Annotated in this window: 12 protein-coding genes; 8 read left to right on the top strand and 4 right to left on the bottom strand. The window is 42.3% G+C overall.

Annotation, left to right across the window (positions count from 1 at the left end):
* The first annotated feature begins 69 nt into the window (after positions 1-69).
* A complete protein-coding gene (locus tag QMG91_RS11265) occupies positions 70-1326 on the top strand; it encodes an iron-containing alcohol dehydrogenase (RefSeq protein WP_281826531.1) in 1257 nt (418 codons plus the stop codon).
* A gap of 38 nt (positions 1327-1364) precedes the next feature.
* Here QMG91_RS11265 and QMG91_RS11260 read toward each other — a convergent pair whose 3' ends face one another.
* From QMG91_RS11260 to QMG91_RS11245, 4 genes are all read right to left on the bottom strand, one after another.
* Positions 1365-2219 carry a MurR/RpiR family transcriptional regulator gene (locus tag QMG91_RS11260; RefSeq protein ID WP_004402620.1) on the bottom strand — a complete coding sequence of 285 codons (855 nt, stop codon included), beginning with the start codon at positions 2217-2219 and terminating at the stop codon, positions 1365-1367.
* 351 nt (positions 2220-2570) lie between these two features.
* Positions 2571-4226 (bottom strand): pyridoxal-dependent aspartate 1-decarboxylase PanP, encoded by a 1656-nt coding sequence (gene panP, locus QMG91_RS11255; protein WP_281826529.1) that lies wholly within the window; start codon positions 4224-4226, stop codon positions 2571-2573.
* A gap of 125 nt (positions 4227-4351) precedes the next feature.
* Positions 4352-4864, bottom strand: coding sequence for a hypothetical protein (locus QMG91_RS11250; RefSeq protein WP_022594352.1), 513 nt, complete (start codon positions 4862-4864; stop codon positions 4352-4354).
* A 356-nt stretch (positions 4865-5220) separates the two neighbouring features.
* Entirely contained in the window at positions 5221-6144 is a 924-nt protein-coding gene (locus QMG91_RS11245; protein WP_004402627.1) for an HDOD domain-containing protein, read from the bottom strand.
* A gap of 412 nt (positions 6145-6556) precedes the next feature.
* Between QMG91_RS11245 and QMG91_RS11240 the strand changes: the two genes are divergently transcribed.
* From QMG91_RS11240 to QMG91_RS11210, 7 genes are all read left to right on the top strand, one after another.
* On the top strand, positions 6557-7144 hold the full coding sequence (locus QMG91_RS11240; RefSeq protein WP_004402628.1) for a TfoX/Sxy family DNA transformation protein: 588 nt from the start codon (positions 6557-6559) through the stop codon (positions 7142-7144).
* Between the two features lie 748 nt (positions 7145-7892).
* Positions 7893-8918, top strand: coding sequence for an ABC transporter permease subunit (locus QMG91_RS11235; RefSeq protein ID WP_281826526.1), 1026 nt, complete (start codon positions 7893-7895; stop codon positions 8916-8918).
* 2 nt (positions 8919-8920) lie between these two features.
* The gene (locus tag QMG91_RS11230) at positions 8921-9964 is read left to right on the top strand and encodes an ABC transporter permease (protein ID WP_281826524.1); all 1044 of its coding nucleotides are present in this window, start codon (positions 8921-8923) and stop codon (positions 9962-9964) included.
* A 26-nt stretch (positions 9965-9990) separates the two neighbouring features.
* Positions 9991-11817 carry an extracellular solute-binding protein gene (locus QMG91_RS11225; protein ID WP_281826522.1) on the top strand — a complete coding sequence of 609 codons (1827 nt, stop codon included), beginning with the start codon at positions 9991-9993 and terminating at the stop codon, positions 11815-11817.
* A gap of 23 nt (positions 11818-11840) precedes the next feature.
* Positions 11841-12707 carry an ABC transporter ATP-binding protein gene (locus QMG91_RS11220; protein ID WP_022550243.1) on the top strand — a complete coding sequence of 289 codons (867 nt, stop codon included), beginning with the start codon at positions 11841-11843 and terminating at the stop codon, positions 12705-12707.
* Between the two features lie 8 nt (positions 12708-12715).
* Positions 12716-13573 carry an ABC transporter ATP-binding protein gene (locus QMG91_RS11215; RefSeq protein ID WP_022594344.1) on the top strand — a complete coding sequence of 286 codons (858 nt, stop codon included), beginning with the start codon at positions 12716-12718 and terminating at the stop codon, positions 13571-13573.
* A 611-nt stretch (positions 13574-14184) separates the two neighbouring features.
* Positions 14185-15000 carry a hypothetical protein gene (locus QMG91_RS11210; RefSeq protein WP_281870029.1) on the top strand — a complete coding sequence of 272 codons (816 nt, stop codon included), beginning with the start codon at positions 14185-14187 and terminating at the stop codon, positions 14998-15000.
* Positions 15001-15018: the final 18 nt, after the last annotated feature.

The raw sequence follows: 15018 nt of genomic DNA, 5'->3' as shown, positions 1-15018 counted from the left end.
GATCTTATTTGTTTTGTTTAGAACTTAACTCATTGATTTAAAGCTTAACCTGGGCTGAAAGGAGTTAACATGTTCCAGTTTATGACATCCGCAAAAATTGTATTCGGTGAAGGTGCGCTGGCGTCTTCTTTGTCTACGATTTCGCAATATGGCTACAGTGCGCTACTTGTGACAGGTGAGGATATCAGCCGTGCGCAGCCTGTTATTGAATACCTCAACGCACAGGCGATACGTTTTCAGCAGGTTGCCATCTCCAGTGAGCCGTTTATCGCCATGGTGGAAGAGATTGCTTCTCAAGGTCGTAAATTCCAACCCGATATGGTGATAGGTTTTGGGGGAGGAAGTGTTATCGATACCGCCAAAGCACTTGCCGCCATTATTCCGAATCAAGGCGATCTCTATGACTATGTTGAAGTCGTCGGACGCGATGTCCCGCTAAAATCCAAGCCTTTACCCTTCATTGCTATCCCAACTACAGCGAGTACAGGGGCAGAAGTGACGCGAAATGCCGTCTTACGCTCTGGGCAGGATCAGGTCAAAGTCAGTTTAAGAAGCCCAGACATGTTGGCTGATATTGCTATTGTCGATCCGGAGCTGACTTATGGAACCGACGCATACACGTCTGGTCGTGGAGCTATGGATGCATTTACGCATTTGATGGAAGCGTACGTAAGTAGCGATCCCAATCCATTAACAGACATGATCTGCGAAGAGGGCTTACGCCGGCTTTCTGGGGCGATTATTCCTGCGTGTTTAGAAGACAACCATGAGGCTCGTGGCGATCTTTCCTTTGCAGCCATGCTAGGCGGAATGGCAATCACCAATGCCAAACTTGGAGCGGCACATGGTTTGGCATCTGCACTTGGTGGAAAACTGGATGCGCCTCATAGCGTGATTACTGCTCAGCTAGCACCTTACGTGATGTCGGAAAACATCCATGCCGCAAAGCAGTTGGGTAGGGAAGACATTCTTGAACGCTACCAGAAAATAGCGTCAATACTACTCAAACAGGAAGATGCCCATATAGAAGATAGCGTTGTTTGGGTAAAAGCGATGTTAGATAAGTTGAAGCTACCAAAACTGAAAAGCTTTGGTGTATGCAGCACTTCATTTGAACAAGTTGCCGAAGACGCCATGCTCTCTGTCGCTATTAAGGGGAATCCTATTCCACTGAACTACGACCGCCTTATCTATATTTTAGCTCAGGTTTGTCCTTGTGCGACTGGTTCTGTTCCGCACCCAATATCAAACCTTTCTGAGCATTACCTAAAGAAACGCAGGAAAACGCATACATCCGTTAATGATGATCTGGAAACAGAAGAATGAACCAACAAAATAAAAACGGAGCCTGAAGGCTCCGTTTTTTAATACTGTGCGATTTTGTCGTATCGCGAGTCTTTCAGTGCGTCTTTGACTCGTTTCAGGTTTTCCCTGAAGCCTGTTCCACGTCGCAATGTAAACCCTGTTGCCAGGACATCAATAACTGTCATCTGAACAACTCGACTTGCCATTGGCATGTACACATCGGTGTCTTCTGGAACATCCAGAGAAATCGAAAGTGAAGATGCTCTATCCAGTGGTGAATCTTTGGCTGTTACGGCAATAACCGTTGCGCCATTCTCACGCGCCAGATTGGCAATCTCTACCAAGCTTTTAGTACGACCTGTGTGAGAGATAAGAACGATCACATCATTGTCGGTACAGTTTATACAGCTCATGCGCTGCATGACGATATCTTCAAAGCAGCTGATAGGTATATTGAAGCGAATGAACTTGTTTTGTGCATCTTTGGCAACGGCAGACGAAGCACCCAAGCCAAAAAACGAGATACGCTTGGCTTGGGTTAGCAAATCGACCGCTCGGTTAACCTGCATTGCATCAATACTGTTTTTGGCAACGTCTAAACACGCCATAGTCGATTCGAAAATCTTATGTGTGTAAGCGTCTGGACCGTCGTCTTCTTCCACATTACGGTTCACATAAGGTGTACCGTTAGCCAAACTCTGAGCTAAGTGGAGTTTGAAGTCTGGAAATCCTTTGGTGTCTAACCTACGGCAGAAACGGTTAACCGTTGGCTCACTGACATCAGCCATCTTAGCAAGCGTGGCAATGCTGGAGTGTATGGCAGTTTGAGGAGAAGCCATAATTACTTCAGCAACTTTACGCTCAGATTTACTGAAGTTCTCCAAATTTTTCTGTATTTTTTCTAATGTATTCATAACGTTCACAAGGGCATAGAGAACATTTCACTGACCGGATCTGGTCATCTTTTACAAGATGAGATTCGCAAAGAGCGAGTCTGAATAATCTCGTATGATCAGTGGCTTTTATACAAACGAGTATAAACGAACGAGGTCCGTTGAGTGACTAAAAGACCCGCAAAACGAGAATTAAATGTCTATAATATGACAAGCCTCAAACTTAATTTCAGTTCCGAAATCTTATTGATCGAGATTTCGCTCAATTCGCTAAATTTGCGCTCGATTTGGTGTGATCAAATTTCAATGTTAGGAAGAAAATTTCACTTCTGTAACCCACCTAAAGATATGAGATGGGTTGCGCTATAAAACTTAGCTTGCCTTCTTATTCAAAATTTCCATAGAAAGCTCAGATACTTGAGCCATCAGATTAGGAAAACCGGCAGCAATTTCCCTTTGCTCACATAATACCGATTGCAATATTTCATGTGTAGTAAGTGGGTTAGCCAGAACTACGCGGAAAACAATGGTATTTCTGTGCTGCCACTGTGCCGGGTTCAATCGGGTTCTTGATACAAAGGTTTTACCTGTTTCCCTCTGTTTCTTTTGAATTTGCTTCGTCAAATTGTTCAAAGCTTCGTGAAGGGCACCTTTCTCGTCTTCATTCGCATTAACCAACGCTTTTTTCGCGACTTCTGGAACATAGCGATACGTAAGAAGACAAAGCTCTGGTTCCGTCACCAGCTCAAAATCATCTTGTTCAGAAATCAACGAGGCGAAGTATTTTGCCTTTTCTATACTCTGATCAATTAAGAGTTCATAACCTGGGCGACTTATGATGTGCATGCTCGAATAAACCAGCATTGCCATTCCCGAACGGGAGCCTTCCAGTGTATGGCTGCCTAGGTCTTTCGATCCTTTACGGAGGATGTACTGTGCGTGATGCTCAATGGCGGTCATAGCGCTTGGATCTTTAAACAGAACCATGCCAGCACCCATTGGTATGTATAGTTGCTTGTGGGCATCAATGGTGACCGAATCTGCCAGCTCAATCCCTTTAAGTAAATGGCGATAGTTGTTCGACATCAGGGTTGCGCCACCCCAGGCGGCATCCACATGGAAATGGCAGCCGTGTTTCTGGCTGATCACCGCGATACGTTCTAGCGGATCAATGTTTCCTGTTTCGGTAGTACCTGCGACACCGACGATAGCAAATGGTTTGATGTTCTGGCTTTTAAGCAAAGCAATTTTCTGTTCAAGGTCGTCAGGGCACAGTTTGTTTTTGCTGTCTGTTTTTACTGAAACGAGGCATTCCTGACCTAATCCCAAAACATCTGCCGCTTTTTTCAAAGAGTAGTGCCCGCGTTCTGAAACCAAAATAGCTAACCCCTCGTAGCCATAATGCTTCATGGCTTTGAATAAGCCTTCTTTTTCTACCCCTTTGAATTCGCCATCTGCTTTTAGCGTGTTGTTCCTTGCAACCCAGAGAGCAGTGATATTCGCAATGGTGCCACCAGAGCAGAATGCGCCAAGTGAATGATTGGCACTGTGCATCCATTGCTGATAAAACTCTGGCTTTTCATGGTAGATAAGACCATGAAGCATACCAAGAACTTGTCTTTCCAATGGGGTGAAAGCTTTTGAGGTTTCGATCTTCACCAAGTTTTGGTTCAGCGCGATCATAATTTTTGATAGTGGCATCAAAAAGTAGGGCAGGGCTGAAGTCATATGACCGATGAAGCTGGGTGCCGAGGTATGAACGGACTGCGAAACGAGGTTATCGAGCAAGTTCTGCGTATGTTCAGATACAAACTGAGGTTGCTCGGGCAAATAAGGGTTTGAAAACTGCTGTTCAATATCTGCCAGCGGTTTTTCTTCAGCAACAATATGTTCACGCAAAAACTGGTTCAGGTTTTGCGAGAGTTTGTTTTCGATATGACCTAATGTGGAATCTGGCGCTTCTGGCACAGTAAAGATTTTCAGCAAACTTTCAAAGCTTACATCTGCTGTTTTATTCTCAGATACCATAACCTTATTTACTTATATTTCTACGTTCGCGAGCGGGTCAATCTAAACGAAAACGGGCGCAAAGTCCCGTTATTATTGTTTGTTAACCGCATGTTTGTTGAACTTTTGAGCTGTGTGGCAATCTGCTAATTGCAACGCTGTTCTTCCAGTTTAGTAACAGACTGGTTGTATTTGTTCAGGGCGCTATCGATTTTTTTAGGATGGCTCAGCAGTTCGGCGAATGCCGTTCTCAGTTCGTAGTTTTGATTGTGAGGTTTAGACTGACGATCTTCAAACGTTCTTTTCGCTAACTGCCCTAATTTGTCGCTTCTGGATGCCAGTACTTTAATTTCTTTTTGTTCCAGCTTTAGCCAGGCCTCAACGGGTTGCTCTGTCGCGACTTTACTCGGATCGTTAGATAAATAGTAATGAACTGCTTCGCGATTTAATTCGAAGTGATTGGTTCTGCCTTTTAAGAACCATTGACCAACATCGGTAAGCTCTGGGTTAAGCTGAGTAGTAATTCCAACTAGATCTTCATACCAGTTAAGTGAAGCATCTACATAAGAATCGTATTTTTTTTCCAGGCATAAAGTCTGATCTGCCAACACAGTAGTGGACGAGCTGGCGAGTATTAGGGCTAAAGCAAGACGTTTCATCACATGTTCCTTTGGTTATTTATGTCGGGTGAATTGTGTTGATCTTTCTATACCCGAATAACCCTATATTAATCGTTGGTTAAACTTTGGTAAACGTCATAGCTCTAACTCTTTGAGATATAAAACTTACGCGCCCGAAACAGATACCTAAAAAATCAGTAGAACAGGAGTTTCCCGGTGCTAATCGATACGCTTGAACGTTGCTATGTTCGATTTGGAAGCAAATAAGAAAAGGTGAGAAATGGAAAGATTGAAACAATCACCTTTGGTTTTTTATAAAAGGAAAACCAAAGGCGTATGGGATCTTTGAAGAAAGCGACTCGGAGTATATAGCTCCCTAGCTAAAGTACTTAGGGTTAAAAACCAGTAGAATTCATAATCTTTTTGATTTCGCTTTCGAAATCAGCATCAGATAGGTTACTCAATTCGTAAAGCACTTCGGCGCCATCCACATCGAACTCAACTTCGTGCTCTTCTATCGCATCGTCGTCGTCTCTGAACATCAGTAGGTGATTTGCGATTCTGGCGACATCCAAATAACTAACAGGAACTTCCTGAGTTTCAGTTCGTTTGTTGGTGGCAACTTCTAAGAAATCTTGATCGAATCCCCAACTGTTTAGCACTAGCTGACTGGTGACTGCACAGCGAGACTGGAAAATCTGAAGCGCAATGTCGTAGTCCAGGTAGTTACCTCTATCGAGATACATGTGGTATTCGTTGACCAGACAGAAAATACCAATATCCGCAAGTAAACCACTGAGAAGCGCTTTTTCTTCTTCCAAATATTCGTATTTCTCACCTGATTCAGTTGCAAGGAAAGAGCGTGTGACCAGCACCATGGTCGCTGCTAAGCGTCGGGAAACTGACGCACTGTGTGTCAGTACATGGTTGCATTCTTTATTCAGGTTAACCGAGTTTTTAAGCTGCTCGATTGCCTGAGCTGTCACGATATCTCGCACTCTTAGGATCCCTAAGCGCGAAACTGCGGTCTGGAGATCTGTGCAGGTGATGTTTCTGCGGTTGAACACAACAGAGTTAGCAACACGAATCACCACTGCAGTGAGACTAGGATCTTCCATCAGACATTCTGCAATATCCGGAATCCCTGTTGTATCTGACGTACAGAGTTGCTGAATTTTAAGCACAGCATCTGGAATAGGCGGAAGACTGATCTTGCCAGTGTTTATGGATTGCTCAACGAGTTGAGCAAATTCGGACTCTAGTCCTTGTAGAAGTAACTGGTTGTTATGAGGTAACCAGTAAAATGATAAGTGGTTCATTTTGGGTACTTTGATCAATCTGTTCTGAGGGTCAGTTTAACGTGCTATGGCAAGGTCGCGCAACAAAACGCATTAGAAAAAAAGTCCAGTAATTCAGTGAATAAACCCCAAAATTACAGAGCGTTCACATCATTTTTGTTGATTGGTTAACTTCTTGTTGCATTAAGTTGTGATTTTGATACGTTTTTTGGGTCGGATCAGAGGGGTTACTGTGAGCAACATCTTAACTTATTTCATTGGGCTAAGTATGCGGTTTCATAAAGATCTTATTCGTCATAAACTTCATCGTATATTTTCCGGTATGGAAATATTTTTGTAACCGATTATTGGTTACGTCTCTGAAGTCGATATTTCATGATCGGCGCTTGTGTATTGATCGGGGGGTTAACACATAAGTTGGAGGTTACGGAACATGAAGGAATCTATGTTCTATGATTTTGTTGATCAGTTTGGCAGTTATCAAAAGCGATCAATGTTTGGTGGAATTGGCTTATTCAATGAAGGAGCGATGTACGCACTACTGACTAATGAAACAATCTTTATTCGTGGCGGTGGTAACCTAGACAAAAAATTGACAGATCTCGGATGCGAAAAATATAAGCATGTGAAGAAGCAAACAACAGCTATCGTTAATTATTACGATATTACTGATTTGTTCGATTCACAGCATGAAGAGCTTGAAAGCATCGTCCGTGCATCTATCAACTTTTCAAAGCAGCAAAGGGCTTTTCAAAAGTCTAAAGACAGCAGGAGACTGCGTGATCTTCCAAATATGCAGTTGACTCTGGAACGTATGGTTAAGAAGTCTGGTATTGATGATGTCAGTACTTTCATGCGTTTAGGTCCTGTTGATGTGTTTAGACGCGTGAAGCAGACTTACGGTGGCGAAGTTGATATTCGCTTACTTTGGAAGTTTGCTGGTGCTGTGAAAGGTTGCCATTGGAAACTGATTCAAGAGCAGCAAAAGGAAGAATTGCTCGCTTTGTGTCAGGAAGTATAAATTTTAGTTAGTTTGATAAAGGCTCGCATATGCGAGCCTTTTTTAATTCTATAAAACTAAATAAAAAGAAAACGGATATTTCTAATAACCGAAAGAGAATAACAAAGCCGGAATATTTTGATGGTTTAGGCGTGACACAGAAATTGTGTGAAAAATAGACTTTTCTGACTATTTACCTATTTATGTTTAATATGTCAATAGGGTATTAATAAGTGAACCACTTAGTGAACCTTAAACTCAGAGGCTGTTTAAGTGTTTATTTGTGGAGAATTATTCTATACGGAATGCTTACTCAGGCTTTATTGACTGTCCATTAACATTCAGACAGAGGTATGAAGTAATATGACAGTTTATGTGAACGGATCTTTATAAAGATAAGAAAACTGATATTGATTTGTTAGTCAGTAAAATTGACTTTTATTTTATCTATTAGTTGGTCAATAAGTCTTAATAGTCATCAGTTTGTAGATTTAAGGACTGATATGGATGTGAATTTGGCGTAAACGTTTGGCATAATTTCAAAAGTGATACCAAGTATCATCCATAAGACGTATAAATATAATGGAATAAGGTAGTCTCGATTTTGTCTGACCCATTGAACTCGAAAAAGTTCATGTGATGAATTCGAAAAGGTACTGGGACATTGATGTTCAACCAGGCTTCCCTAGAAGTGTACGAATCCTAACTTAACCTGAAAGGATGACACTTTTATGACGAAGCGGACATAAGACTCGGAGAAGGTCGGTACGTGTTATCTTATTTTTTACGCCGTTTAGCGCTTGTTATTCCAACGTTTTTGGGAGTAACAATTTTAATATTTGCCATTACTCGATTTGTCCCTGGTGGTCCAGTCGAGCGTATGCTTGCCAACATGCAGCCTCAGGGTGATGCTGCACAATCTTCACCAGTAGCGGGAGACAACTCCGCACTCTCTGAAGAGCAAATGGCGGAGCTCAACGCTTTTTATGGCTTAGATAAGCCTGTCTTTGAAGCTTATATTGAGTGGTTGAGTAAGCTGGCGGTTTTAGACTTTGGTGAGTCAACCCGCTACTACGAGCCAGTCAGTGACATGATTGCAGAAAGGCTGCCCGTATCTCTGTTTTACGGCGGTATGACTTTCTTTATTAGCTACTTTATCTCTATTCCTCTCGGCTATTTTAAAGCGCTTAAACACGGCAGTGTTTTTGACTCCACCTCATCCATTCTTATTTTCCTAGGTTACGCATTGCCTGGTTACGTTATCGGTGTGCTTCTCATTACCTGGTTTAGTTACAACCTAGAGTGGTTCCCAATGGGGGGATTCGTAGGGGATGATTATGACGACTACGAAACCTTCTTCGAGCGCGCACAAGACATCATGTGGCATGCGGTATTGCCTTTAATTTGTTATCTCATCGGTGATTTCGCAACACTAACCATGACGATGAAAAATAACCTGATGGAAAATCTTTCTTCAGATTACATCCGTACCGCCATCGCAAAAGGTCTGCCATTTCGTCAAGCTGTTAAAAAGCACGCGCTTAGAAACAGTTTAATACCAATAGCAAGTCACTTTGGTAATTCTCTCTTATTCTTTATGACGGGCTCTTTCCTTATCGAAGTTATTTTTAACATCGATGGCATTGGTTTATTGGGTTACGAATCAATTATCGAACGGGACTACCCAGTGGTTATGGGCATTGTGGCTATCAATGCCGCCTTATTACTTATTGGAAACATTGTGTCGGATATCTGTGTGGCACTGGTTGATCCTCGTGTGAAGTTTGGAGAATAAAGATGTTGAACTTAACTCCATTAACAAGAAAAAAGATCAAACGCTTCAAAGAGATTAAACGCGGGTACTGGTCATTTCTGACTTTGTCTGCATTGATCTTACTGTCGTTGCTTGCAGAATTCTTTGTGAACAGCAAAGCGTTAGTCGTTAAGTACCAAGGCGATTGGTATTTCCCGGTCGTGAGCGATGTGCATTTAGCTGAGCGCTTTGGTCAGACACATTCAGGGGAAGCGGATTACAGGCTTCTGGCGCAAACCTTTGAAGATCCAAACTCAGATAACTTTGTGGTTATGCCGTTAGTTCCTTGGAACCCTTATGAGCAGGACTTTAGCGGTGATTTCCCACCTACTGCACCAGACGCAGAAACTAAGCATTATCTGGGGACAGACGTTATCGGTCGCGACATTCTTGCGAGACTGGTATACGGATTTCGTACAGCAATTGGGTTTGCGCTGATCACCATGGCATTCTCTTACGCGATAGGGACTGCTGTGGGGTGTGCTATGGGTTTCTTTGGTGGCAAATTTGATTTGATCACTCAACGACTGATAGAAGTTTGGTCTTTGGTCCCGTTCCTGTATGTGATCATGATTCTGGTTTCAGTCACTCAGCCAACTTTTACTCTCTTCGTTGCTATAAACGTATTGTTCGGATGGATCGGTATTACCTGGTATATGCGGACCATGACTTACAAAGAATCTGCTCGCGAGTACGTAATGGCGGCGCGTGCATTGGGGGCGAGTACCTTCAGAATCATATTCAGGCACATTCTGCCTAATACCATGGTGATGATAGTGACTCTGGCACCTTTCACGATTGCAGGAAATATTGCTGCTCTGACTGCGCTGGATTACTTGGGACTGGGGCTTCGCCCACCAACGCCAAGCTGGGGAGAATTGCTCCAGCAAGGTAAATCAAACTTGGATTCGCCGTGGATTGTTACGTCTGTTGTAACTGCGTTGGTTTTTGTATTGGTTATGGTGACATTTATCGGTGAAGCGATACGTGCAGCCTTCGATCCTAAGAAATTTACACGTTACGTATAACTAGAATAATTAAATAGGGAATGTTTATGAAAAAATTAGTAATGGTTACGCTGCTTTCTGCTGTCGGGTTTACAGCACAAGCGACGACGCTACCAGAAGATTTAACCTGGATCACGAATTGGGATGAGCCACTTTTTGCTTCAGAAGAGGCGGAGCGTGGTGGAACTTATCGAACCTTTTTACCAAGCTTTCCCCAGACCTTAAGGGTAGTGGGACCAGACTCCAATTCCGGGTTAAGAGCATTTTTTGTAGATGAAGTGCCTGCCTTGATTGGAAAACACCCAGACACATTAGAATACATCCCTCAGCTTGCAAACGAGTGGGCTTTTGGAAATGACAATAAAACTGTGTATTTCAAGCTGAATCCGGAAGCTAAGTGGTCAGATGGCAAAAAAGTGACTGCTGATGACTTTGTTTTCATGCTTAAGTTTTATCGCTCAAAAGATATTGTGGCTCCTTGGTATAACACTCAGTACTCCGAGCAGATAGCCGACATCATCAAAATAGATGAGCATACTATTGCTGCAGTTTCTGGGGTGGAAAAGAACAAAGAAGATCTTCTTTATGATCTTGGTAGCTTACGACCTCGTCCAGAACATTTTTATAAGCCTTCTAAAGATGAAAATGGAGATGGAGTCGACGATAACTTTGTCAGAAAATACAACTTCAAGCCCGAGCCGACGACTAACGCTTACTATTTAGACAAAGTCAAAAAAGGCAAGAGTGTTACGTTCAAGCATGTTGGTGATGATTGGTGGGGTTACAGTAACCGATACTACCAAAATCGTTTTAATGTAGACAAGATTCGCATGACGGTCATCAGAGACAACGATATTGCTCGTAAGCACTTTGAAAAGGGTTCTCTAGACGCGTTCTTCACTATCCTCCCTAGTATTTGGCACGAAAAAACCGATACCAAACCCTATCAAAAGGGTTACATTCACCGCTTCTGGGGTTACAACCAAGTGCCACAAGGTCCTTTTGGTTTATGGATGAACACATCCAAGTCTCACCTTGGTGACATAAATGTTCGTAAAGGGATTACACACGCAGCCGATTTCGATGGAATGATCGAAAAGCTCATTCGTGGTGACTACTCAAGAATGCCCAATTCTATGGGTTATGGCCATGGCAAATACAGCCTATCTAACCCTGTACCGCCTAAGTTTGATTCTGAACTAGCAGGTGAATATTTTGCTAAAGCTGGGTTTGACAAAGTTGGACCAGATGGAATCAGAGTCAATTCAGCTGGTGAGCGTTTAAGCTTTTCTATTACTTATGGCTGGAATACTCACACGCCAAGAATTGCGTATCTCAAAGAACAAGGTAAGAAGTCGGGTATCGAATTCAAGCTTAATCTTGTCGACGGTTCCTCAGCATTCAAGTATGTGCTAGAGAAGAAGCATCAAATTGCGTGGTTAGGAATGGGGACTAAAGACGTGCCTGCATACTGGGAATACTTCCACTCATCGAATGCAAATAAAACCCAAACAAACAACCATACAAACTACAGCTCTCAGGAGCTTGATGCTTTGATTGAACAGTATCGAAATGAATTCGATCTCGATGTGAAACAGAGCCTGTCGCAAAAAATTCAGCAAATTATCGTAGATGCAAACGTGATCGTTCCTGGCTATATGGTTCCTTACACTCGAGAAGCCTACTGGCGTTACATGAAATACCCAGCTCAGCCAATGACCAAGCGAACCAAGAGCTTGTTTACAATTTCTAGAACAATTGGACTTCAGACTTTCTGGATTGATTCTGAAATGAAGAAAGAAACCAAAAAAGCAGTGAAAAGTGGAAAGACGTTCGAGCCGGTTACGGTTATGGACACGCGCTACAAGCTGTAATTGAGTCAGTCAGGAGAAGTCGTATGTCTGCGGAAACAATATTAAGCGTAAGAAATCTGGAAACCGAATTCACCACCGATGATGGTGTGGTGAAGATTCTTCATGGTGTTAACTTCGATGTGAAAGCGGGGCGTACACTTGGTTTAGTTGGAGAGTCGGGTTGTGGAAAGAGTGTTACCTCCATGTCGATCATGGGGCTGCTTCCCAAGCCTTACGGTCGGGTGACTAACGGCGAAATATTGTATCGCGGGACCGATTTGGTGACGTTGCCCGCCGAGGAAATGTATAAGATGCGTGGAGATAATATCTCCATCATCTTTCAGGATCCGATGACAGCGTTAAACCCTGTTCACACCGTTGGGCGACAGCTTAACGAAGTGTTGGAGTTGCACCGACCAGACTTATCAAAATCTGAGCGAAACGCTTATTCGCTAGAAATGCTGAAAAAAGTGCGCATTCCAATGCCAGAGAAGAGGATGAATGAATATCCACATAACTTATCTGGTGGAATGCGCCAGCGAGTCATGATTGCCATGGCACTGGCTTGTAAGCCAGACATCTTGATTTGTGATGAACCTACAACGGCATTGGACGTAACCGTCCAGGCATCCATTCTTGAACTTATGCGAGAACTGCAGGAAGAAACAGGAATGGCGATGATATTCATCACTCATGATTTAGGTGTGGTTGCGGAGATTTGTGATGACGTGGCGGTGATGTATGGCGGCAAAGTGGTCGAATTCGCTGATGTCTTTGATCTATTTGATAATCCTCAACATCCATATACCGAGCGATTGATGGGGCTTATGCCTAACCTAGATAACGAGCCCAAGCAGCCTATCGAGATAAAACCTATCGATATTACCGCGTTTCCAGAGTTCAAAGGGTAAGCACAGCAATGGAAGAAGTACTTAAAATTGTTGATTTAAAACAGCACTTTGTTTCTGGCAAAGGTGTGTTTAAAAAAGGCTACACAGTGAAAGCCGTTGATGGCGTTTCATTTTCAGTCGAGAGGGGGCAAACACTCGGCTTAGTCGGGGAATCGGGATGCGGAAAGAGTACCCTCGGCCGTACCATACTCAAGTTATTTGAACCGACGGAAGGACGAATTTTCTTTGAAGGAGAAGACATTACTCAGTTTTCACCAAGACAAATGCGCTCGCTTCGGAAAGACATGCAGATTGTCTTTCAAGACCCAATGGAGTCACTTAACCAGAGACACACCATCGGAATGATCTTGGAAGAGCCTTATATCATACACGGCGTCGGTACACCTAAAGAGAGAAAACAATGGGTACTGGACTTGCTTGAAAAAGTCGGTCTTCCAGCCAACTCAACAGAGCGATACCCTCACGAGTTTTCTGGTGGGCAAAGGCAGCGAATTGGCATTGCGAGAGCTATCGCACTTAAGCCTAAGCTTCTGATATGTGACGAATCTGTTTCTGCATTGGATGTGTCTGTTCAGGCTCAGATTTTGAACTTGTTGCTTCGTCTTCAGAAAGAGATGAATTTGGCGATGATTTTTATTTCTCATGATCTTTCTGTCGTTCGCCATATTTCGGATAAAGTTGCCGTAATGTATTTTGGAAAAATTGTAGAAATGGGTGGAGTAAAAGAAATCTACGATAACCCTCAAGCGGACTACACAAAGAAACTTTTATCAGCAATACCCATTACTCATCCAAAATATAGAGAACATAAGAATACTAAAGAAAAAATAAAAGAAGAAAACGAGCGTTCTTTAACCGATGGTTGAAAATATTTACATTTAAAAGATGAACTAACTCGAATATTAATACTTAGAAACAATATACAGAGTGAAATTTGAAAGTAATTAAGAGATATTAAAGACTAGAAATTACCTTCAATATAAAGAATAAATAAAGCGTATGGAATCTGCTTTATCTTATTTTACACATCTAATAAATATAAGTCTTGGCTAGGCTAACCAACTACACCAGTAGTTTGATACATGTAAAAGGAATTACAGGATAGCTTATGAAAAATAATCAAATCGAATCATAGATCTATTTAAATATTTAAAATAATGAAAATAAGTAACAGGTTGTTATGTTTTTAAGATGTAATTACTTTTTTTAATTATTTAATCTATTTGAATATTTATTTAAACATACAAAGTACTTAACCCTTATTACTAAAATTTTAGTAATAAGCGATCTTTTACGTTCTGAGTATGTTGTTGATATTTTGAAGATTAAGGGCTGAATATTTTCGGATAACCCTTTGTACCCTTTAGTTAATTAAGGGTAGGGCTCTTGCACTTCAAATTTTAGGAAATTTAACAGGAACGAAACGGAAACGTTTATGCAGCACACAAAAATAACCTCGTTGCACGGACTTGTTCTGATGACTGGAGCTCTAGCCTCGTTTAATACGATGGCTGAAGAAACAGCTAACTCAGAACAGGACGACGCTGCGAAAAGTGTCGCTAAGGAAGAAGTCGTTGAAACAAAATACGGAGGTAGTTTGTCGCTTGGTTATCAAACCAACATCTACCACCCAGACGACCATCGTTCAAAGCGAGAGTTGAACTGGAATGCAAAGTTCTCTGCTACAAATGGAAAGTTGACGACCTTTATCACAACAGGTGCCCATAGGGTGCTAGAAGATAAGACAGGTGACTTTTTCACGGATACAGCGGTAGGACTTTCGCATTCGAGTATCGGTAAATTTGGAGAGACGGGCAATCTCGGTATTAGTGGTCAGCTTACGGTACCTACATCAGAGACATCTAGAAAACAGAACCTGAATACTGCTTTAAGGCTGGCGTTACCTGTCAGTTTTAAAGTCTCGGATGTCAGCCTGTCAGTCAGCCCTCGGCTAAGAAAGAATTTTCATTCATATAAAACAGCTGCTGGAAAGTCGTTGAGTGAGTGGATCTATTCTATTTCTGCTGGTGTGGGTTACACATTTGGAGACTTCTCAATCAATGCCTCACTGCTTGGTGGTAACTCCATAAGCTATCAAGGTACCCGCCGGAGCAGTTTTAACTATGCGGGAAGCTTATCTGGCAGCTACACGGTTACCGATTACCTATCTCTTTCGTTAAGTGCTTCTTCAAGTGGTGTTTACGCCGATGCAGAACGAGGCACATTAGGCAATATCGATCTCTTTGACAGTGAGAATGCCACTTATGTTGCGACAGCAACGTTCTCTTTTTAGGAAATAAAAACAACAACA

It is taken from the genome of Vibrio nigripulchritudo (assembly GCF_027924785.1).
Taxonomy (GTDB): Bacteria; Pseudomonadota; Gammaproteobacteria; order Enterobacterales; family Vibrionaceae; genus Vibrio; species Vibrio nigripulchritudo.
Note: the sequence above shows the minus strand (reverse complement) of the source record. Positions and strands in the feature narration are given on the sequence as shown.

What these genes read in the sequence shown, in the direction of transcription:
- QMG91_RS11260 (WP_004402620.1), bottom strand. Translation starts at nt 2,219, where the DNA reads ATGAATACATTAGAAAAAATACAGAAAAATTTGGAGAACTTCAGTAAA.
- QMG91_RS11220 (WP_022550243.1), top strand. Translation starts at nt 11,841, where the DNA reads ATGTCTGCGGAAACAATATTAAGCGTAAGAAATCTGGAAACCGAATTC.
- QMG91_RS11230 (WP_281826524.1), top strand. Translation starts at nt 8,921, where the DNA reads ATGTTGAACTTAACTCCATTAACAAGAAAAAAGATCAAACGCTTCAAA.
- QMG91_RS11225 (WP_281826522.1), top strand. Translation starts at nt 9,991, where the DNA reads ATGAAAAAATTAGTAATGGTTACGCTGCTTTCTGCTGTCGGGTTTACA.
- QMG91_RS11245 (WP_004402627.1), bottom strand. Translation starts at nt 6,144, where the DNA reads ATGAACCACTTATCATTTTACTGGTTACCTCATAACAACCAGTTACTT.
- QMG91_RS11250 (WP_022594352.1), bottom strand. Translation starts at nt 4,864, where the DNA reads ATGAAACGTCTTGCTTTAGCCCTAATACTCGCCAGCTCGTCCACTACT.
- panP (WP_281826529.1), bottom strand. Translation starts at nt 4,226, where the DNA reads ATGGTATCTGAGAATAAAACAGCAGATGTAAGCTTTGAAAGTTTGCTG.
- QMG91_RS11215 (WP_022594344.1), top strand. Translation starts at nt 12,716, where the DNA reads ATGGAAGAAGTACTTAAAATTGTTGATTTAAAACAGCACTTTGTTTCT.
- QMG91_RS11265 (WP_281826531.1), top strand. Translation starts at nt 70, where the DNA reads ATGTTCCAGTTTATGACATCCGCAAAAATTGTATTCGGTGAAGGTGCG.
- QMG91_RS11210 (WP_281870029.1), top strand. Translation starts at nt 14,185, where the DNA reads ATGACTGGAGCTCTAGCCTCGTTTAATACGATGGCTGAAGAAACAGCT.
- QMG91_RS11240 (WP_004402628.1), top strand. Translation starts at nt 6,557, where the DNA reads ATGAAGGAATCTATGTTCTATGATTTTGTTGATCAGTTTGGCAGTTAT.